Source organism: Oceanicella actignis (assembly GCF_008124525.1).
GTDB classification, from domain to species: domain Bacteria; phylum Pseudomonadota; class Alphaproteobacteria; order Rhodobacterales; family Rhodobacteraceae; genus Oceanicella; species Oceanicella actignis.
The window spans coordinates 112,274-130,506 of the sequence record NZ_VNHJ01000004.1; the positions used below are offsets into that span (position 1 = coordinate 112,274).

Genomic DNA, 18,233 nt, shown 5'->3' on the forward strand with positions numbered 1-18,233 from the left:
CGGCCCGCGCCCGCGCCGCGCGCGGCAAGGGCGGCGCGCCGGGCTGAGGCGGGCGCGGCGCGCGGCCGGCGCGCACGCCGCCGCGGCCAATATGGGTTCGGGCGCGATGAAGGCGCGACAGGCGGCGCGGCTGTTGCGCGGGCAAGGCCGCGCCGCGCGCCGCCGGGCAGGATGCGCATGGGCCATCGCCGCCCCGGCCGCGCCCGCAAGGGCCGGAGGCGGCGCGCGGCCGCGTCCGGCCGGGGCGGATCAGATCATGTCCACCAGCACCTCGCCGGTCGAGCACACGGCCTGACCGGGGTTGTCCTCGACGTTGAGGACCTTGAGCTCGCCATCCTCGACCAGCATCGAGAAGCGCTTGGCGCGGTTGAAGAGCCCCGCCGGCGGAGCCGAGAAGTCGAGCCCGAGCGCGCGCACGAAGGCGCCGTCGGGATCGGTCAGCATGCGGATGCCGGCCTCGAGCGCGCCCGTCGCCTCGCCCCAGGCGCGCATCACGAACGGGTCGTTCGAGGCGATGCAGACGATCTCGTCCACGCCCTTCTCGCTCAGCTCTCCGGCGGCCTTGACGAAGCTGGGCAGATGGGCGTTCGAGCAGGTCGGCGTGAAGGCGCCGGGCACGGCGAAGACGGCCACGCGGCGCCCCTTGAACAGCGCCTCGGACGGGACCTCGACGGGGCCCTCGGGGCCAAGCTCCAGAAAACGCGCCTCGGGCAGGCGCTGGCCGGGTTCGATGGTCATGACGGGTTCCTCTCGCTGCGACATGGATTGTCCGCGCATCAACATAGCGGCCCGCGCGCGCGGCGCCAGAGGCAACGACAAGGTGCGGCCCGCGCCGCCTATCGGCCCGCGCCTGGGGCATGGGCGCCGAGGCCGGCCGGCGCGGCGGGCGCCCGCGCCCCGGACCGGCGCGCCTTCTCGCGCGCGCCCCAGGCGCTGCGCCCCGCGCCCCGGAACCGGCGGCCGGCCCGCGCGTTCTCTTGCGCGTCATCCGCCGAACTCCGCGCCAGGGGCCTTTGGCTGGCCGGCGCGTTCGCACGAGTCGCCTGCCAAGCTCCGCCCCGCCCTTGCCCTGCGCCCGCCCCGCCCGGCGGAGCGGGGCGGCGCGCTAGCGCGCGCGCAGGATGCGCAGCGAGGCCGGCCCCATGCGCCGCGCGTCCACAAGCTCGGCCCAGGCAGGGAGGGCGGGTTCGACCTCGGCGGCCTCTTCCCACACGATCAGCGCGCCGGGCGCAAGCCAGCCGCCCTCTTGCGCCGAACCCAGCGCCCGCTCGCCCAGGCCCTGCGCGTAGGGCGGGTCGAGGAAGACGAGATCATAGGGCCGCTCGCGGCACGGCCCCAGCCGGGTCGCGTCGCGGCGCAGGATGCGCGCGCGCCCGATCAGGCCCAGGTTCTCGACGTTTTCACGGATCAGGGCGCGGGCGGCGGGCAGGTCGTCGACGAAGGTCGCGCGCTCGGCGCCGCGGCTGAGCGCCTCGACCCCCAGCGCGCCGGTGCCCGCGAACAGGTCCAGCACCCGCCGCCCCTGCGGCGGGGGCGGCTGGTCGGGCACGCCATGGGCCAGGATGTTGAACAGCGCCTCGCGCACGCGGTCGGCGGTCGGGCGCAGATGCGCCGCGCCGCCCCCCGCCGCGCCCGGCGCCGCCAGGCGGCGTCCGCGCAGCGCTCCGCCCACCACGCGCATGGCTCAGAGCGCCCGGTCCAGCGCGGCGATCAGCTGGTCGATCTCCTCGTCCGAGGCGTAATGCGTGAAGCTGAGCCGCAGCACGCCCCGGCGCGGGTCGATCCCCAGCGCCTCGATCAGCCGCCAGGCGTAGAAATGCCCCGCCCCGGCCATGACGCGGCTTTCGGCCAGGCGCTCGGCGACCTCGCGCGGGTCGCGGCGGGTGTCCAGCGCCAGGGTCGGGGCGCGCCCGGCCGGATCGGCCGGCCCCAGCAGCCGCGCGTCGCCCCGCCCCTCGAGATAGGCCATGAGCGGCGCCAGAAGCCGCGTCTCGGCGGCGCGGATCAGGGCGCGCACGCGCGCGTTGCGCCGGTCCGCCGCCGCCGAGGAGGGGAAGTGCTTCGCGTCGAGCGCCTCCATGTAGGTGACGACGCCCTCGAGCGCGGCGACCTGCGCATGGTCGGGGCCGGCGGGAACCAGCTTCTTGCGGAGGTCGCCGGCGTTGAAGAAGTGGCCCTGATTGGGCAGGCGGTCGGCCAGCTCGCGGCGCACGGTCATCACGCCCTGATGGGGGCCGAAGGTCTTGTAGGCCGAGAACAGGTAGACGTCCGCCCCCAGCGCCTCGACATCGGGCAGGCCGTGCGGCGCGAAGGACACGCCGTCGACCACCGACACGGCCCCCGCCGCGCGCACGCGCGCGCAGATCTCGGCGGCCGGGTTGATCTGCGCGACGATGTTCGACGCGTGGGGAAAGGCGACGAGGCGCACCTTGTCGTCCAGCAGCGCGTCGAGCCGCGCCGGGTCGAGCCGCCCCTCTTCGTCCACGCGCCACTCGCGCACCTCGATGCCGGCGTCGGCCAGGCGCCGCCAGGGGCCGGAATTGGCCTCGTGATCCTGGTTGGTGACGATGACCGCGTCGCCCTCGGCCCAGATCTGGCGGAAGGCGTTCGCCAGCACCTGCACGTTCTGCGAGCTGGAGGGGCCGAAATGCACCTCGTCCGGGCCGACGCACAGCCACTGGGCCATGCGCTCATAAGCCTCGTCCATCCACGCCCCCGCCATGCGCGAGGCCGGATAGGGCCCGTAGGGCTGCACCTTGGTGCGGCGGTAGAACTGGTCGAGCCGGTCGATCACCTGGCGGCAGGCGTAGGAGCCGCCGGCGTTCTCGAAGAACGCCCAGCCGCGCAGCGAGGGCTCGCGGAAGGCGGGGAACTGGTCGCGGACGAAGTCCAGGTCGAGCTCGGGCATGGCGGGCTTCCTGTTCGGATGTCGGATCGAGGGACCGCATAGCCGATCGCGCCCCCCGGCGCCAGATGCGCGCGGCGCGCCGCGCCGGGTCGGATCAGCCGAGCGGCCCGGCCCCGACCGGGTCGCGGGGCGCCGCGCCGGGGGCCGGGGTCTCGACCTCATCCCAGAAGGCGCGCAGCGCCGCAAGCGTCTCGGCCGGATGGGTGACGGGGCTCAGATGCCCCGCCTCGGCGATGGTCACGCGCCGCGCCGCCGGGTTCAGCGCCTGCATCACATCAAGAACCGCCGCCGCCGGGCGCGGCGTGCGCGCGCCGTCGACCAGCAAAAGCGGCGTGCGCAGCGCGGCGATGTCCTGCGCCGAGATCAGCCCCCCGCCCGCGCGCTGCCGGTCCCAATCGCGCCGAAGATGGCCGTAGCAGCGCAGCGCATAGGCCAGGCCCTCTTCGCCCCGGCTCGCCAGCCCGCCGGGCGCGCCCCAGACCTGCATGAAGCGGCTCACCCCCTCGGCGCCGCGGCCCGCGCGCCAAAGCGCCTCGACCTCGGCCATGAGCGCGTCTTCCTCGCGCGCCTCCTCCTCGCGGCCGGCGGGGCGCAGCAGGTGGAAATAGACCGGCTCGATCAGCGTTGCGCTGGCCAGAAGGTCGGGCCGCTCGCGCGCCGCCATGCCCAGGATCGCCGCGCCCAGCGACAGGCCGACCGCATGCGCCGGGCGGGCGCCGCCCTCGGTCAGCTCCTCGAGCAGGCGGATGCACAGCCGCAGCCCCAGATCGGGCAGCGTCACGCCCTCGGGCGGGGCGGCCGAGGCGCCATGGCCGGGCAGATCGGGCGCAACGCAGCGCCGCTCGTCGGCCAGCGCATCCATGATCGGGCGCCACAGCCCCGAATGGGCCAGCGAGCAATGCGCCAGCAGGACCGGCGCGCGGCCCCCCTTCTCGGGGCCGGCGCGGCGCAGGGCGAAGGACAGCCCGTCGAGCTCGACGCGCGCCTTGCTCACAGCAGCCCCGACAGGTGCAGGTCCAGATGCCCGAGCCGGTCCTGGCCCCAGAAGCGGTCGTCGCCCACGATGTAGAAGGGCGCGCCGAACACCCCGCGCGCCAGCGCCAGATCGGCGTTGGCCTCGTATTCGGCCCGGTCGCTCGCGTCGGGGCTCAGCGCGCCGGCGTCGATGCCGCCCTCGGCCAGCGCGCGGGCGATGACCTCGGGGCGGGCGATGTCCTGCTCCTCGACCCAGCAGGCGCGCATGAGCGCATGCGCCGCCCGGCCCACATCCCCCGCCCCGGCGCGCTGCGCCGCGACCAGCGCGATCGAGGCGGGCGCGGGGTCGGTCGGCCAGTGCGCCGGCGACAGGCGCAGGGGAATGCCGCTCAGCCGCGCCAGGCGGCGCAGTTCCTGCAGGCGGTATTCCTGGCGCGAGGGATGGCGCTTGCCCACCGGCTGGGCGCCGACGGCGGCAAACACCTTCATGATGTCGAAGGGAATGTAGCGCACCCTGACGCGGTGGCGCGCGGCGATCTCTTCCAGCCGCAGCCCCGCAAGGCAGCAAAAGGGCGAAAGGGGCGAGAAGAAATACTCGATCACGCACTCGGCTGCGGAATCGGCGGCGGGATCGGGGGCGTCCTGCGGCATTCGTTCGATCTCCTTACGGGCGTTTGCGCCAGAATGCCCCGTTCATCGGGCTTTGCAACCCCCCCGCCCGATGGTATGGGGCGCACGCGGCCGCGGGCGCAGGCGGCCGAGCCCGCGCGCGGGCGCCGGAACCGGAGCCGGCGGCGGGCGCAGGCGGCGCGAACAGGCGGCGCAACCCGCGCGCGGGCGCCGTAACCGGCGGCGGGCGCGGCCATGACAGGAAGGGGCGACGAAAGATGAAGGCGGACATCAATCTGAAGCTGATCGCCGGCAACTCGAACCCGGCGCTGGCCAACGCCATCGCCCGGCGCATGACCGTCTATCGCGGCGCGCCCATGGAGCTGGCCGACGCGCGCGTCGAGCGCTTCAACGACAAGGAGATCTTCGTCGAGATCTACGACAACGTCCGCGGCGAGGACGTGTTCATCATCCAGTCGACCTGCAACCCGGCCAACGACAACCTGATGGAGCTGCTGATCATGGCCGACGCGCTGCGCCGATCCTCGGCCCAGCGCATCACGGCGGTGATTCCCTATTTCGGCTACGCCCGTCAGGACCGACGCACGGCGGCGCGCACGCCAATCTCGGCCAAGCTGGTGGCCAATCTGATCACCCAGGCCGGCGTGGACCGGGTGCTGACCATGGATCTGCATGCGGGCCAGATCCAGGGCTTCTTCGACATCCCGGTGGACAACCTCTACGCCTCGCCGGTCTTCGCGCTGGACATCCGCCATCACTTCCCCGACCTGTCGAAGCTGACGGTGGTCTCGCCCGACGTCGGCGGCGTGGCGCGCGCGCGCGAGCTGGCCAAGCGCCTGGGCCTGGGGCTGGCGATCGTGGACAAGCGGCGCTCGAAGCCCGGCGTGGTCGAGGAGATGACCGTCATCGGCGAGGTCAAGGACCGCATCTGCCTGATCGTCGACGACATCTGCGACACGGCGGGCACGCTGTGCAAGGCGGCGCAGCTGCTCAAGGACGAGGGCGCCGAGGCCGTGCACGCCTACATCACCCACGGCGTCCTGTCGGGTCCGGCGGTCGAGCGGGTGTCGAACTCGGCGATGGAAAGCCTCGTCATCACCGACTCGATCCCGCTGCCGGCCGAAGCCAAGGCCGCGCCGAACATCCGCGCGGTGTCGGTGGCGCCGCTCTTCGCACAGGCGATCCTGAACGTGGGCAACGACACCTCGGTCTCCTCGCTGTTCGACGAGCGCACGCTGCAGCCGATCTACGAGGCCTTCTACCGCTTCGACTGAGCGCGCGCCGCCGGCGGCGCCGGGTCGGGCGATGCTCTTCGCGCCCGGGGGCGGGCGATGATCTTCGCGCCCGGGGGCGGGCGATGTTCTTTCGCGCCCGGGGGCGGGCGATGTTCTTTCGCGCCCGGGGGCGGGCGACGCCTCAGGCGCGCGCGGCCAGCAGCAACGCCGCCCCCGCCGCCAGCGCCGCGGCCAGCGCAAAGGGCGCGCCGGGCGCCTGGAAGGGCGCGCCGGACCCGACGAACAGGTCGAAGATCCAGGTCATCACGGGCGGGCTGATCATCGCCGCCGCGCCCGACAGCGCCGCCAGCACGCCTTGCAGCTCGCCCTGCGCGGCCTCGCTTGCGCGGCGGCTGAGCATCGCCGTCATCGCCGGCCCGGCCATGGCCGCCGCGCCCAGAAGCGGCATCAGCGCATAGACGCTCCACCCGCCCAGCGCCGCCGCCAGCCCCAGCGCGCCCAGCGCATCGGCCCCCAGCCCCATCAGCGCCGTGCGCCTTTCGCCCAGCCGCGCCAGCGCCGGGCGGATCAGCCAGGCCTGCGCCATGCCCGACACCAGCCCATAGGCGGCCAGCGACATGCCCACCTGCCCCGCGCTCCAGCCATAGGCGGCGGCGACGTGAAAGCTCCATACCGAGGGATAGGCGTAGATCGCCAGATCGTAGAGCAGCACCGCCCCCAGGATCGGCCCCATGCCCGGCATCCGCGCCGCGCGCGCAAGAGCGCGCAGCGGGTGCGCCCCGCGCAGCGACAGGCGGCGGCGCCGGCGCTCGGGCGGCAGCGATTCGGGCGCCGCCGCCAGGCCCAGCCCCGCCGCCGCGAAGGCGAGCGCCGCGGCGGCCAGGAAAGGCGCGCGCGGCCCAAGCTCGCCCAACGCGCCGCCCAGCGCCGGCCCCAGCACGAAGCCCAGCCCGAAGGCCGCGCCCAGAAGGCCGAAGCGCGCCGCCCGCCGCTCGGGCGCGGTCACGTCGGCGACATAGGCGTAGGCGGTCGAATGCGTGGCCGCCGCGGCGCCCGCCGCCAGCCGCGCCGCCAGAAGAGTCCAGATCGACCCCGCCGCCGCCATGGCCAGATAGGCCGCCCCCAGCGCCGCCAGCGAGGTCAGCAGCACCGGCCGGCGCCCGCGCCGGTCCGACAACGCCCCCAGAAGCGGCGCGCAAAGGAACTGCATCGCCGCGTAGCACAGCGACAGCGCCCCGCCCCAGCGCGCCGCGCCATCGAGGCCCAGCCCCGTCACCTCGCGCAAGAGCGCCGGCATCACCGGCATGACCAGCCCGATGCCCATCGCGTCGATCATCACCGCCGCGAAGACGAAACCCAGCGCGGGCCGCCCCGCCGATCCGCCGCTCATCCGCAACCCCTTCCGCTCCGCCCCGACCCGGCGGCACGATAGGCCGCCCGCGACCCGGCGCCAACGCCGCGCGCGCCCCCTCTTGCGGCGCGCGCGCCTATGCGCTAAAGGCCGGACTTCGGATCTGGGGGGCGACGTCGTCACCGGCCCGCGGGCGCGCGCGGCGGTCAGTCCCGACGCAACAGAGGAGGCCGGCGGGCGCCGGTCGCAACGTCATGAAAAAAGACATCCACCCCGACTATCACTTCATCGACGTCAAGATGACCGACGGCACCATCGTCAAGATGCGCTCGACCTATGGCAAGGAAGGCGACGTGCTGGCGCTCGACATCGATCCCAGCTCGCACCCCGCCTGGACGGGCGGCGGGCAGCGCCTGATGGACGCCGGCGGCCGGGTGTCGAAGTTCAAGAAGAAGTACGAGGGCCTCGGCTTCTGATCTTCCCCCCGCCGCGGGGATTCGCTAGCTTGCAGGCGCGCTCCGCTTCGGGGCGCGCTTTCGCATTCGTGACATGAGGTCGGCGCGTGGCGCACATCATCGTGACCGGCAACGAGAAGGGCGGCTCGGGCAAGTCCACCACCGCCATGCACATCTTCGTCGCTCTGGCGCGCGCGGGCATGCGGGTCGGGGCGCTCGATCTGGACCTGCGGCAGAGGACCTTCTTCCGCTATCTCGAGAACCGCGAGGCCTTCGCCCGCCGCACGGGCCAGCAGCTGGCGCTGCCGCGGCGCATCGCGCTGGCCGCCTCCGACCTGCGCGACCGCATCGCCGCGCAGGAGGAGGAAGAGGCGCGGTTCTCCGAGGCCATCGCCGAGCTCGAGCGCGAGTGCGACTTCATCATGATCGACTGCCCCGGCTCGGACAGCTTCTACAGCCAGATGGCCCATGCGGCGGCGGACACGCTCATCACCCCCATCAACGACAGCCTCGTGGACTTCGACCTGCTGGCGCGGGTCGATCCCGAAAGCGGGCGCGTGCTGGGGCCGTCGATCTATTCGGAAATGGTCTGGAAGGCGCGCCAGCTGCGCGCGCGCGCCGGCCTCAGGCCCGCCGACTGGGTGGTGCTGCGCAACCGCGTCTCGACGCTGCACGCGCGCAACAAGCACAAGGTCGGCGAGGCCATGGCCGAGCTCTCGCGGCGCATCGGCTTTCGCATCGTGCCCGGCTTTTCCGAGCGCGTGATCTTTCGCGAGATGTTCCTGAACGGGCTGACGCTGCTCGACCTCAAGGAGCAGGGCTTCACCTTCTCGCTCAGCCACGTCGCCGCCCGCCAGGAGGTGCGCGACCTGGTGCGCGCGCTGAACCTTCCGGGGCTGGAGAAAGCCGCCTGAACCTGATAACCCCGCCGGCGCGGCCGGGCCGCGGGATTTGGACGACGCAATTGCGGGACAAGGAGGCGCGGGCATGCGCATCGCGATGATCGGGACGGGCTATGTCGGTCTGGTCTCGGGGGTTTGCTTTTCGGATTTCGGGCACGATGTGGTGTGCGTCGACAAGGATCCGGCCAAGATCGACACGCTGCGCACGGGCCGCACGCCCATCTACGAGCCCGGGCTCGAGGATCTGATGCGCCGCAACGTCGAGGCCGGGCGCCTGTCCTTCACCGGCGATCTGGCCGAGGCGGCGGCCGGCGCGCAGGCGGTGTTCATCGCCGTGGGCACGCCCACCCGGCGCGGCGACGGGCATGCGGATCTGAGCTACGTCTTCGCCGCCGCGCGCGAGCTGGCCGACGTGATGGACGACGGCACGGTGGTGGTGACCAAGTCCACCGTCCCGGTGGGCACGAACCGCATGGTCGCGCAGACCATCCGCGCGCGTCTTGACGAGACGGGCCGCAAGATCGGCTTCGAGGTCGCCTCGAACCCCGAATTCCTGCGCGAGGGCGCCGCGATCGAGGATTTCATGCGCCCCGACCGCGTGGTGGTCGGCGCCGAGACCGACCGCGCCCGCGAGATCCTGCGCGAGATCTACCGCCCGCTGAGCCTGCGCGAGGCGCCGGTGATGTTCACCTCGCTCGAGTCGGCCGAGATGATCAAATACGCCTCGAACGCCTTTCTCGCCACCAAGATCACCTTCATCAACGAGGTCGCGGATCTGTGCGAGAAGGTCGGCGCCAATGTGAAGGAGGTCGCCAAGGGCATGGGGCTGGACGGGCGCATCGGGCCCAAGTTCCTGCATGCGGGGCCGGGCTATGGCGGCTCGTGCTTTCCCAAGGACACCATGGCGCTGGCCCGCACCGGGCAGGAGCACGCCGCGCCCATGCGCATCGTCGAGACGGTGATCGCGGTCAACGACGCGCGCAAGCGCCGCATGGCCGAGAAGGTGATCGATCTGTGCGGCGGCTCGGTGAACGGGCGCAAGATCGCGGTCTTCGGCGTGACCTTCAAGCCCAACACCGACGACATGCGCGAAAGCCCCGCGCTGACCATCGTGCCCGCGCTGATCGGCCAGGGCGCGCGCGTGGCGGTCTGCGATCCCGCCGGCCGCAAGGAGGGCGAGGCCCTGCTGCCCGGCGTCGAATGGGTCGAAGACCCCTACGAGGCCGCGCGCGACGCCGACGCGGCGGTGCTGATCACCGAGTGGAACCAGTTCCGCGCGCTGGACCTGGCGCGGCTGCGCGGCGTGATGAAGGGCGACGGCTTCGCCGATCTGCGCAACGTCTACGACCCGGCCGAAGCCGAGCGCGCGGGGCTGCGCTACGTCTCGGTGGGGCGCTGAACCGCGCCGACGGCCCGGCGGCGCCTCGGCGGGCCGGCCGCGGCATGGTGCGCGCGGCGCAGGGCCGACGCGACCGCGCCGGGGGCGCCCGGCGGCATCGCCCAAGCAAGGGGCGGCCGGCCGCATCGCCGGCGGGCTGGGCCGGCGGCGCGCTCAGCGGGCGGCCCCTCGGCTGCGCCGCCCGCACGACGCGGCCCCCGCGCGCCGGCGGACGACGACGCCATCCCCCGCGGCGAGGTCGGCCCAGGGCATCGCCCGCCCAAGCGGCCGGCGGCGGCGCGCTCAGCGGGCGGCGACCAGGATCGTCGCCGCGCCCGCCAGGCACAGCGCCGCGCCCGCCAGATCGGCCGGCGCGGGCCGCTGCCCCTCGACCGCCCACAGCCAGAGCAGCGAAGCGGTCACATAGACGCCGCCATAGGCCGCATAGGCCCGCCCCGCGAATTGCGCCGGCCCCAGCGCAAGGAGCCACGCGAAGCCGGCAAGCGAAACCAGCCCAGGCGCCAGCCACAGCGCCGAGCCGCCCAGCCGCCACCACACCCACACCGCGTAGCAGCCCGCGATCTCGAGCAGCGCCGCCGCGGCCATGATCGCGAAGGGCGTCGCTAGCACAGCCGCACCCCCTGCCGGCGCAGCTCGGCCTGAAGGGCGCCGACGTCCAGCTCGCGCAGGCTGCGGCCGCTGCGCGCCGACAGCGCCGCGGCAACGCCCGCCCCCTGCCCCGTCACGGTGCAGCACATCATGTTGCGCGTCGCCGCGTGGCTGACCTCGTCGCCGCCGGTGGCGCGGCCGGCGACCAGCAGGTTCTCGATCCGGCGCGGCAGCAGCGTGCGGTAGGGCAGCTGGAAATAGCGCCCCGTCGTCGGCAGGATCAGGATGCCGTAGCCGTCGATGAATTCGGGAAAGATGCCGATCGAATCCTCGAAGCGCGCCTGGCCGCGCACCTCGGCGCCGGTCATGTCATGCACGGCCAGGATCTTGCGCGTGTCGCGGATGCCGATGGTCATGCCGAAATTGCGCAGCCGGGCGCGCTCGCAGCCGGGCTGATGGCGGCGCAGCGCCTCGACCGCCAGCATCGCCTGGCGCCGCCCCTCCATCTCGAACCGGGTCAGGTCGTCGGGGTCCGTGCCGTCGCAGCCGGCCAGGTGAACCAGGTTCAGATAGGTCAGGTCGCCCGTGTCATAGGCCGCGCCCCAGGTGCCGGCGATGGTCTGAAGGCCCGGATCGATCAGCCCCTCGGCCATGGCCTTCTCGAAGGGCTTGCGCAGGAAGGGCGAGAACATCGCATCCTCCTTGCCGTCGGTCTCGACCGTCCACTCGCCGCTTTCCCAGTCCTTGTAGGTGGGCGCCTCGGCCTTGACGGCCTCGAGAAAGGCGCGCTTGTCCACCCCCGTCATCGAGAACATGACCGACGCCGCCTGCATGCGCTCGCGCGCGGTCTTGCGCGTGGGGGCGCCGGCGCGGTGGGCCACGTCCGCATCGCCCGTCGCGTCGATCACCCGGCGCGCCAGGATCGCCTCGCGCCCGGCCTTGGACTCGACCACGATCCCCACGATCGCGTCGCCCTCCATGATCGGCGCGGCGAAGGCGCGGTGCAGCATGGGATGCACGCCCGCCTCCTGCACCATGCGGTCGGCGACGACCTTGAAGCCCTCGGCGTCAATGGCCCAGCTTTGCGACTGCGGCTCGGGCGTGCCGGCGCCGGCGGCGCGGGCGCGCTCTTCGAACTCGCGGCCGATGCCCTCGCTGTCCTGCGTGCGCTCGTGCCGATACCAGGCGAAACCCTCGACCCCGACCGCGGTCAGGTTGCCGCCGAAGCAGCCGAAGCGCTCGACCAGCGCGGTGTGCGCGCCCGCCCGCGCCGAGGCCAGCGCCGCCGCCAGCCCGCCGGGGCCCGAGCCGACCACCAGCACGTCGGTCTCGTGGATCACGGGAATGTCGCGCGCGGGTTCGCGGATCGTCTTCATCTGGCCTCGCTGGGTCGGGCGGCGGGCGCGCTCAGGCGGGCACGCGCAGGGCGATGTCGTGCTCGGCGCACAGTCGGCGGATGGGCGCGGGCGGCTGGCGGTCGGTGTAAAGCGCGTCCAGATCCGTCAGCGAGGCGATGCGCACGGGCGCCGAGCGCTCGAATTTCGACCCGTCCGCCACCAGGAACACCCGCCGCGCGTTCTGGATGATGGCCTGCGCCACGCGCACCTCGCGATAGTCGAAGTCCAGCAGCGTGCCGTCCATGTCCACCGCCGAGGCGCCGATGATGGCGATGTCCACCTTGAACTGGCGGATGAAGTCGGTCGTCGCCTCGCCCACCAGCCCGTTGTCCGAGCGGCGCAGCACGCCGCCGGCCACCACCACCTCGCAATCGGGGTTGCGGGCCAGGGTCATGGCCACGTTCATGTTGTTGGTGATGGCCATCAGCTCGCGATGCTTGAGCAGCGCGCGCGCCACCGCCTCGGTGGTGGTGCCGATGTTGATGAACAGCGAGCAGCCGTCCGGGATGTCGGCCGCGCACAGCGCCGCCAGCGCCTCCTTCTCGGCCTGCATGTGCACGCGGCGCTGGTCGTAGCCGATGTTCGCCACCCCCGAGGCCACCACCGCCCCGCCATGGGTGCGCATCAGCGCCGCCTGCTCGCACAGCTCGTTCAGGTCGCGCCGGATGGTCTGGGGCGAGACGTCGAACTCCTCGGCCAGACCCTCGACGGTGACGTGGCCGACCTTGTGCGCGATCTCGAGGATGCGCTTCTGCCTTATCGAGAAACTCATGCGGCGCTCCGTGCTGCGCGGGCATGATAGCCCGCGCGCTCCGCGGGGCAAGCGCGGATGCGGCGCGCCCGCCTCGGGGCGCGCCGCGCGGGCTCAGCCATAGACCAGCCTTGGCAGCCAGATGACGATGCTCGGGAAGACCATGCACAGCGCCAGCCCGCATGCCTGCAGGAACAGGAAGGGCAGCGCCGAGCGGAAGATGTCGCTCATCGGAATCTCGGCCGGGGCCACGCCGCGCAGATAGAACAGCGCGTAGCCGAAGGGCGGCGACAGGAAGCTCATCTGCATGTTGACCAGGTAGAGCACCCCGAACCACAGCACCAGGTCATCGGGATCGGCCATGCCGAAGGCCGCCGGCCCCAGCGCCTTGATGATGGGCACGAAGATCGGCACGCACAAGAGCAGGATGCCCACCCAGTCCAGGAACATGCCCAGGATGATGAGCACCGCCTGCATGGTCAGCAGCACCCCCCACGGGCCCAGCCCGGTCGCCGCCAGGGCGTTCTGCACGAATTGCTGCCCGCCCTCGAGCACGTAGAGCCCGACGAAGATCGTGGCGCCGAACATGATCCAGATGACCATGGCCGAGGCCTTGAGCGTGGTCAGGCAGGCCTCGCGCACCGTCGGCCAGTCCAGCTTGCGGTGGATGGCGGCGACGATGAAGGCGCCGAAGGTGCCGATGCCCGCCGCCTCGACCGGCGTCGCGACGCCGGTGAAGATCACGCCCAGCACGATGACGATCAGCGCGATGGGGGCCGACATCTTTCCGATGAGGCGGATCTTGGCGCGCAGGGGAATGCGCTCTTCGACCGGGATCGGCGGCCCCAGGCGCGGATTGGCGTAGCAGCGCGCGGTGACGTAGAGGATGTAGAGCCCCGACAGCATCAGACCCGGGATGACCGCGCCGATGAACAGCTCGCCCACCGACTGCTCGGCCACCACCGCGTAGATGATCGCCAGGATCGAGGGCGGGATCAGGATGCCCAGCGTGCCGCCGGCCATGATCGAGCCCATGGCGATCTTGGGATCGTAGCCCCGGCGCAGCATGGCCGGCAGGGCGATGATGCCCATGGTCACCACCGCCGCGCCGATCACGCCCACCATCGCCGCAAGGATGGTCGAGGCCAGGATGGTGGCCGAGGCAAGCCCCCCCTTCACCCCGCCCAGCACCTTGTAGATGACGTCGAACATGTCGTTGATGATGCCCGCCCGCTCCAGCATCGCCGCCATGAAGATGAAGAGCGGAATCGCCGACAGCTGGTAGTTCGTCATCAGCGGGAAGATGCGGCTGGGCACGATGTTCAGCGCCCGCGCGTCGCCCAGGATGAAAAGGAAGGCGCAGGCCAGCCCGCCGGTGACGAAGGCCAGCGGCAGACCCGCCATCAGCAGCACGAGAAGGCTGCCGAACATGATCAGGGTCAGCCACTCGATCGAAATCTCAAGCCCCATGGCTCAGCCTCCCCGCACCAGGACGCGCAGATCCTGCGCGAATTTCGACACGCCCTGCAGCAGCAGCAGCGCGCCGCCCGCGACCATCATCCACTTCATCGGCCAAAGGGGAATCTCCCACTCGTTGAACGAAATCTCGCCCCAGCGGATCGCCGGGTCGGTCAGCTGCCCCAGATCGAAGCGCGCCAGCATCTCTCCCAGGCCCAGCTCGCCGCGCGCCCATTGCGACACGAGGCCGTTGCCCGTGGACACGGCGATCGAGTCCATCGCGAAGATCCACGAGGTGACCAGCAGCGTGCCCGCGAAGATGAAGAAGAAGACCGAGGTCAGCAGATCCACCAACGCCTTTCCGCGCGGGGGCAGGCGGGCGTAGAAGACGTCGACCCGCACATGGCTGTCGGTCAGCATCGCATAGGCGCCCGAGATCAGATACTGCATGCCGAACATCAGATACATGGACTCGTGCGCCCAGCTGGTCGGCGAGTTGAACACATAGCGCGAGATGACCTCGTAGTAGTAGACCACCACCGCGATCACCGCCCAGTAGGCCACGAACTCGCCCGAATAGAGCGACAGCCGGTCGATCCAGCCCGTCCACCCGTCCGAGACGTGGTCCTCGTCGCGGCGGCGCTCGGCCTCCTCGATCTCGGCCAGCTTGCGCTCGGCCTCGCTCAGCGGCGCGTCCGGCACGATGGCCGCGTCGGCGCGGCGCACCATCCAGGGCATCAGCACGGCGTCGATCAGCATGAACAGCAGGATCGCGCGCAGCGCCCAGCCCGCCGCCGCGTTCCAGAAGGCGCGCCGCTCGGCGGCCTCGGCCTCGCGCGGGCGGGCGGTCACAAGGTCGGCGCGCGCCTGCTCCAGCCGCGCCTCGCCGCGCTCGATGCGGTCGAGGGCGCGCTGAAGGTTCTTCTCGGCGCGCTTGCGGGCGAAGCTGTCCTCCTCGGTCTCGGCGACGGCGGCGCGCAGGCGGTCCAGCTCTTCGCGCGCCTGGGCGACGCGCGGCTCTTCCTGGGCGATGACGCGCTCGGCCTGGCGGACCAGGTCGGCCGCGTCGGAATAGTCCGAACGCGCATCCGTCGCCATGCCGTTGGCGTAGAGGATGAAGATGAAGAAGGGCGCGTAGGCCAGGCCCCACAAGTTCTTCAGATACAGCCTGTGCAGCCCCATGATCCCGCCAAGGACGAGGATCAGGTAGCCCAGGAACAGCGAATGGCGCCGCGCCCTGGGACGCGGGCGGCGGGCCAGGACCATGGCCGCGGCCGGAAACAGGATCAGCCCCAGCAGATAGGCCCAGTGCGGCAGGGTGAAATCCAGAGCGGGCATCAAGCCCCTCCTTCCTGAAGGGTTGGCGGTGGATCGGCGCAAGAAGGCGCGGCGGACGCACGGGGCGCCCGCCGCGACGCGGTCAGAGCTTGAGCTCGAGGCCCTTGACCATCTCGGGCGTCACATAGCCCAGCGAGCCCGACATCATGTAGTCGAGCTGGATCTTGAAGATCCGCGCCGAATCGCGGTCGCGGTTGGCGTATTTGAACCAGATCGGCACGGCGACCTCGGTCATCAGCTCGACGTCGTCCTGGCTCAGACGCGTGATCTCGACGCCGTCGGCCTCGAACTTCTTCCACGCGTCCTGGTCCGCCTTCTGGATGGCGGCGTGGTGCAGGTCGGAATACTCGTGCACCTCCATCTCGACGAACTGCTTCATCTGCGGGCTCAGCGCCTCCCAGCTGCGCATGCCCACGGTCAGGTCCATGAGGTCGACCGGCTGGTAGAGCGACATGAATCCCGGCGGGCCCATCGAGATGTATTTGGTCACCTGGCTGAAGCCGAGCGCGTAGTTGACCGCCGGCCCGACATAATCGGCGACGTCGATCGTGCCCTTCTCGAGCGCGGGGAAGATCTCGGAGCCGGGCAGAACCGTGGTCTCGGCGCCGATCTCCTTGAACACCTCGGCCACCATGCCGCCGGGCAGACGCATCTTGCGGCCGCGGAAGTCGTCGATCGAGCGGATCGGCACCTTCGAGTGAATGATGTTCGGCCCGTGATGGATCGGCCCGACGAAGTGCATGCCCTGCGCCGCGTAAAGCTCGCGCGCGATGTCGAGCCCGCCGAGGCCGTAGTAGAACACGTCGAACTCGTGCGGGTTGCGCAGCCCCAGCGGATACGAGGTCAGGAACGTGGCCGCGGGGATGATTCCCTGCGCATAGATGGTGAAGGGGTTGACCGCGTCGAGCACCCCGTTCTTGACGGCGTCGAACAGCTGGAAGTCGCCCACCACGTCGTTCGCGCCGAAGGGCTGGAAGGCCAGCTCGCCGCCGGTCTTCTCGACGATGGTGGCGCACCAGTCCTTGAAGATCTTGAGCCCCACGCCGCCGGGCCACGAGGTCTGCACCTTCCAGGTCGTGGTCTGGCCGGCGGCGGTGGCGATGGCCGGCGCCGCCAGCGCGCCCGCCCCCGCCCCGGCCAGCGCGGCCAGCGCGCGGCGGCGGGTGGTCTTGCCGTTCTCGATCATGTCATCCTCCCTGACGTTCATGCGGACGCGGCGCGGCGCGCACGCCCGGAAGGAAATAATGCCTTGCTTTCGCCCGAATTGCTCACCCCGCGAACGAAAGTTTCATCTGGCGGAAGGGCGGGCTACTCGAACCAGCGGGCGAGGAAGTCGGCGTCCGCCGCGGGGCCCAGCCCGAGCCAGCCGTCGCGCGCGATCCGCGAGAGGATGCGCGGATCCTTGCGGAACCACGGCCCCGGCAGGCGGGCCAGAGCGGGATGGGCCTCATCCCAGGCGCGGGTGAAGCGGTTGGCGGGCGCGAACTCGGCCGCGCCGGGCGCGCGGATGCGCTGCACCATGAAGACCCGCGTCGGATCGCGCGGATCGGCGCCGACCATCAGCCCGTCCACCTCGATCACCTGCCCGCAATAGGGCGCAAGATCCGCGACCGCGCCCGAAAAGACCGGCTGCGCGTTCTTGGCCGCCGCGATCAGCGCGCCGTCGGCCGTGCGCACAAGGCCCAGCTGCCGCCGCCCGCCGCCGCAATCGGGCGGGCAATCGCCCGTCAGCTCGCACAATATGTCGGTCACGCGGGCCTCGAAGCGCGCCTTCTCCTCGCCGGCCAGCCCCCATGAGGCGGCCTGCGAGCCGGCGGCGAATCGGCCCTCCTGCGCCGCGCCCTGCGCCGCCGCGCAGCTCAGCGCCAGCGCCGCGGCCAGCGCGCGCCGCGCGCGGGCGGCGCAGCGGCGCACGGCCCCCTGACCCGCCCAGGCCCGCGCCGCGCGCACCCGGCGCGCGGCGGGGCTCATCGGTCCTCTCCCTGCGCGGCGGGCTCGGGAATGGCGAAGGCCGGAACGACGCCGTATTCCTCGTGCGAGCGGCGCACCACGCCCTCATCGGCCAGCACGCGCTCGACCAGAAGCCAGCGCACTCCGTCGCGCGCGAAGGACAGCCCCCGCGCGCGCACCCGGCGCGACTGCGCGTCCATGATCATCTCGCCGCCCGCGACATGGTCGTCGCCCTCCCATTTGAGCACCATGTGCACGGCGCCGTCATCGGCCAGCAGCGCGACCGGAATGCCGCCCGCCGCGCACCACAGCGCGCAGGCGTGATGCGCCGAGCCGGTCACCGCCTCGGGGCCGCCCATCACGCCCGAAAGATAGCACCAGCTGTCGATGACTTCGCCCGCGACCTCGATCATCCGCCCGCCCCGCGGCGCGCGCGGCGGCGCGAACGCCGCCGCATGGGCGCCAATGGCTGCGTGGCCGTGGGCGGCGTGGCCGTGGGCGGCGTCGTCGTGGTGGGCGCGGTCGTGGGCCTCGCGCCCGTCGGCGGCGTGGTCATGGGCGGCATGTCCGTCGGCGGCGCGGTCGTGGTGGGCGGGCTGGCCTTGGGCGGCGCGGTCATGGGCGGCATGTCCGTCGGCGGCGCGGCCTTGGCCCGCATGGCCATGGGCCGCCTGGTCATGGACGGCCCCGGCGGGACCGGCCTGACCCCGCGAGGGCGCGGAAACATGCCCCGTCATCCCGTGGCCGCCCGCCCCGCCCGGCGCCGGCGCGGCGCCGGGAAAGGCGACGGGCGAGACAAGGGCGATCGTCAAGGCAAGGCGGAGATGTCGGGGCATGGTTCGGCTCCCTGGCGCTGGATCGCCGTCAGGCTGCCACATCGCGCCGCGCCCGCGCGC

18 protein-coding genes are annotated in these 18,233 nt (G+C 72.3%); 4 read left to right on the forward strand and 14 right to left on the reverse strand.

The window, feature by feature from the left end:
* Positions 1–249: 249 nt before the first annotated feature.
* The 5 genes from LY05_RS07620 to LY05_RS07640 all read right to left on the reverse strand — a co-directional run bounded on the left by LY05_RS07620 (position 250) and on the right by LY05_RS07640 (position 4,534).
* A complete protein-coding gene (locus LY05_RS07620) occupies positions 250–738 on the reverse strand; it encodes a peroxiredoxin (RefSeq protein WP_072745651.1) in 489 nt (162 codons plus the stop codon).
* A 367-nt stretch (positions 739–1,105) separates the two neighbouring features.
* Entirely contained in the window at positions 1,106–1,681 is a 576-nt protein-coding gene (gene rsmD, locus LY05_RS07625; protein WP_148922720.1) for a 16S rRNA (guanine(966)-N(2))-methyltransferase RsmD, read from the reverse strand.
* A 3-nt stretch (positions 1,682–1,684) separates the two neighbouring features.
* The gene (locus tag LY05_RS07630) at positions 1,685–2,908 is read right to left on the reverse strand and encodes an aminotransferase class V-fold PLP-dependent enzyme (RefSeq protein WP_148922721.1); all 1,224 of its coding nucleotides are present in this window, start codon (positions 2,906–2,908) and stop codon (positions 1,685–1,687) included.
* Between the two features lie 94 nt (positions 2,909–3,002).
* A complete protein-coding gene (locus LY05_RS07635) occupies positions 3,003–3,902 on the reverse strand; it encodes an alpha/beta fold hydrolase (RefSeq protein ID WP_170258890.1) in 900 nt (299 codons plus the stop codon).
* On the reverse strand, positions 3,899–4,534 hold the full coding sequence (locus LY05_RS07640) for a 2-hydroxychromene-2-carboxylate isomerase (RefSeq protein ID WP_148922722.1): 636 nt from the start codon (positions 4,532–4,534) through the stop codon (positions 3,899–3,901). The genes LY05_RS07635 and LY05_RS07640 overlap by 4 nt, the downstream gene beginning before the upstream one ends.
* Positions 4,535–4,770: 236 nt before the next feature.
* Here LY05_RS07640 and LY05_RS07645 point away from each other — a divergent pair, with 236 nt between their 5' ends.
* Positions 4,771–5,787, forward strand: a complete 1,017-nt coding sequence (locus tag LY05_RS07645) for a ribose-phosphate pyrophosphokinase (protein WP_148922723.1) — start codon at positions 4,771–4,773, stop codon at positions 5,785–5,787.
* Between the two features lie 142 nt (positions 5,788–5,929).
* On the opposite strand, the gene LY05_RS07650 is transcribed toward LY05_RS07645, so the two are convergent.
* A complete protein-coding gene (locus LY05_RS07650; RefSeq protein WP_148922724.1) occupies positions 5,930–7,138 on the reverse strand; it encodes an MFS transporter in 1,209 nt (402 codons plus the stop codon).
* 215 nt (positions 7,139–7,353) lie between these two features.
* Between LY05_RS07650 and rpmE the strand changes: the two genes are divergently transcribed.
* The 3 genes from rpmE to LY05_RS07665 all read left to right on the forward strand — a co-directional run bounded on the left by rpmE (position 7,354) and on the right by LY05_RS07665 (position 9,855).
* Complete coding sequence (rpmE, locus tag LY05_RS07655; RefSeq protein ID WP_072745644.1) at positions 7,354–7,575, forward strand: 50S ribosomal protein L31; 222 nt, start codon at positions 7,354–7,356, stop codon at positions 7,573–7,575.
* Between the two features lie 86 nt (positions 7,576–7,661).
* A complete protein-coding gene (locus tag LY05_RS07660) occupies positions 7,662–8,468 on the forward strand; it encodes a division plane positioning ATPase MipZ (protein ID WP_148922725.1) in 807 nt (268 codons plus the stop codon).
* Between the two features lie 73 nt (positions 8,469–8,541).
* Positions 8,542–9,855 carry a UDP-glucose dehydrogenase family protein gene (locus tag LY05_RS07665; protein WP_148922726.1) on the forward strand — a complete coding sequence of 438 codons (1,314 nt, stop codon included), beginning with the start codon at positions 8,542–8,544 and terminating at the stop codon, positions 9,853–9,855.
* Positions 9,856–10,137: 282 nt separating this feature from the next.
* Here the strand turns inward: LY05_RS07665 and LY05_RS07670 are convergent, their stop codons facing one another.
* The 8 genes from LY05_RS07670 to LY05_RS15370 form a co-directional block, all read right to left on the reverse strand.
* Positions 10,138–10,440, reverse strand: a complete 303-nt coding sequence (locus LY05_RS07670; protein WP_148922818.1) for a YnfA family protein — start codon at positions 10,438–10,440, stop codon at positions 10,138–10,140.
* Between the two features lie 17 nt (positions 10,441–10,457).
* Entirely contained in the window at positions 10,458–11,819 is a 1,362-nt protein-coding gene (locus tag LY05_RS07675) for an FAD-dependent oxidoreductase (protein WP_148922727.1), read from the reverse strand.
* A 31-nt stretch (positions 11,820–11,850) separates the two neighbouring features.
* Positions 11,851–12,612 (reverse strand): DeoR/GlpR family DNA-binding transcription regulator, encoded by a 762-nt coding sequence (locus LY05_RS07680; RefSeq protein ID WP_072745639.1) that lies wholly within the window; start codon positions 12,610–12,612, stop codon positions 11,851–11,853.
* A 93-nt stretch (positions 12,613–12,705) separates the two neighbouring features.
* Entirely contained in the window at positions 12,706–14,061 is a 1,356-nt protein-coding gene (locus tag LY05_RS07685) for a TRAP transporter large permease (protein WP_072745638.1), read from the reverse strand.
* A 3-nt stretch (positions 14,062–14,064) separates the two neighbouring features.
* Complete coding sequence (locus LY05_RS07690; RefSeq protein WP_148922728.1) at positions 14,065–15,387, reverse strand: TRAP transporter small permease subunit; 1,323 nt, start codon at positions 15,385–15,387, stop codon at positions 14,065–14,067.
* Between the two features lie 82 nt (positions 15,388–15,469).
* Entirely contained in the window at positions 15,470–16,573 is a 1,104-nt protein-coding gene (dctP, locus tag LY05_RS07695) for a TRAP transporter substrate-binding protein DctP (protein WP_072745636.1), read from the reverse strand.
* Between the two features lie 122 nt (positions 16,574–16,695).
* The gene (locus LY05_RS07700; protein ID WP_249041891.1) at positions 16,696–17,358 is read right to left on the reverse strand and encodes a hypothetical protein; all 663 of its coding nucleotides are present in this window, start codon (positions 17,356–17,358) and stop codon (positions 16,696–16,698) included.
* Positions 17,355–18,173 carry a hypothetical protein gene (locus tag LY05_RS15370; RefSeq protein WP_249041892.1) on the reverse strand — a complete coding sequence of 273 codons (819 nt, stop codon included), beginning with the start codon at positions 18,171–18,173 and terminating at the stop codon, positions 17,355–17,357. The genes LY05_RS07700 and LY05_RS15370 overlap by 4 nt, the downstream gene beginning before the upstream one ends.
* Positions 18,174–18,233 lie beyond the last annotated feature (60 nt).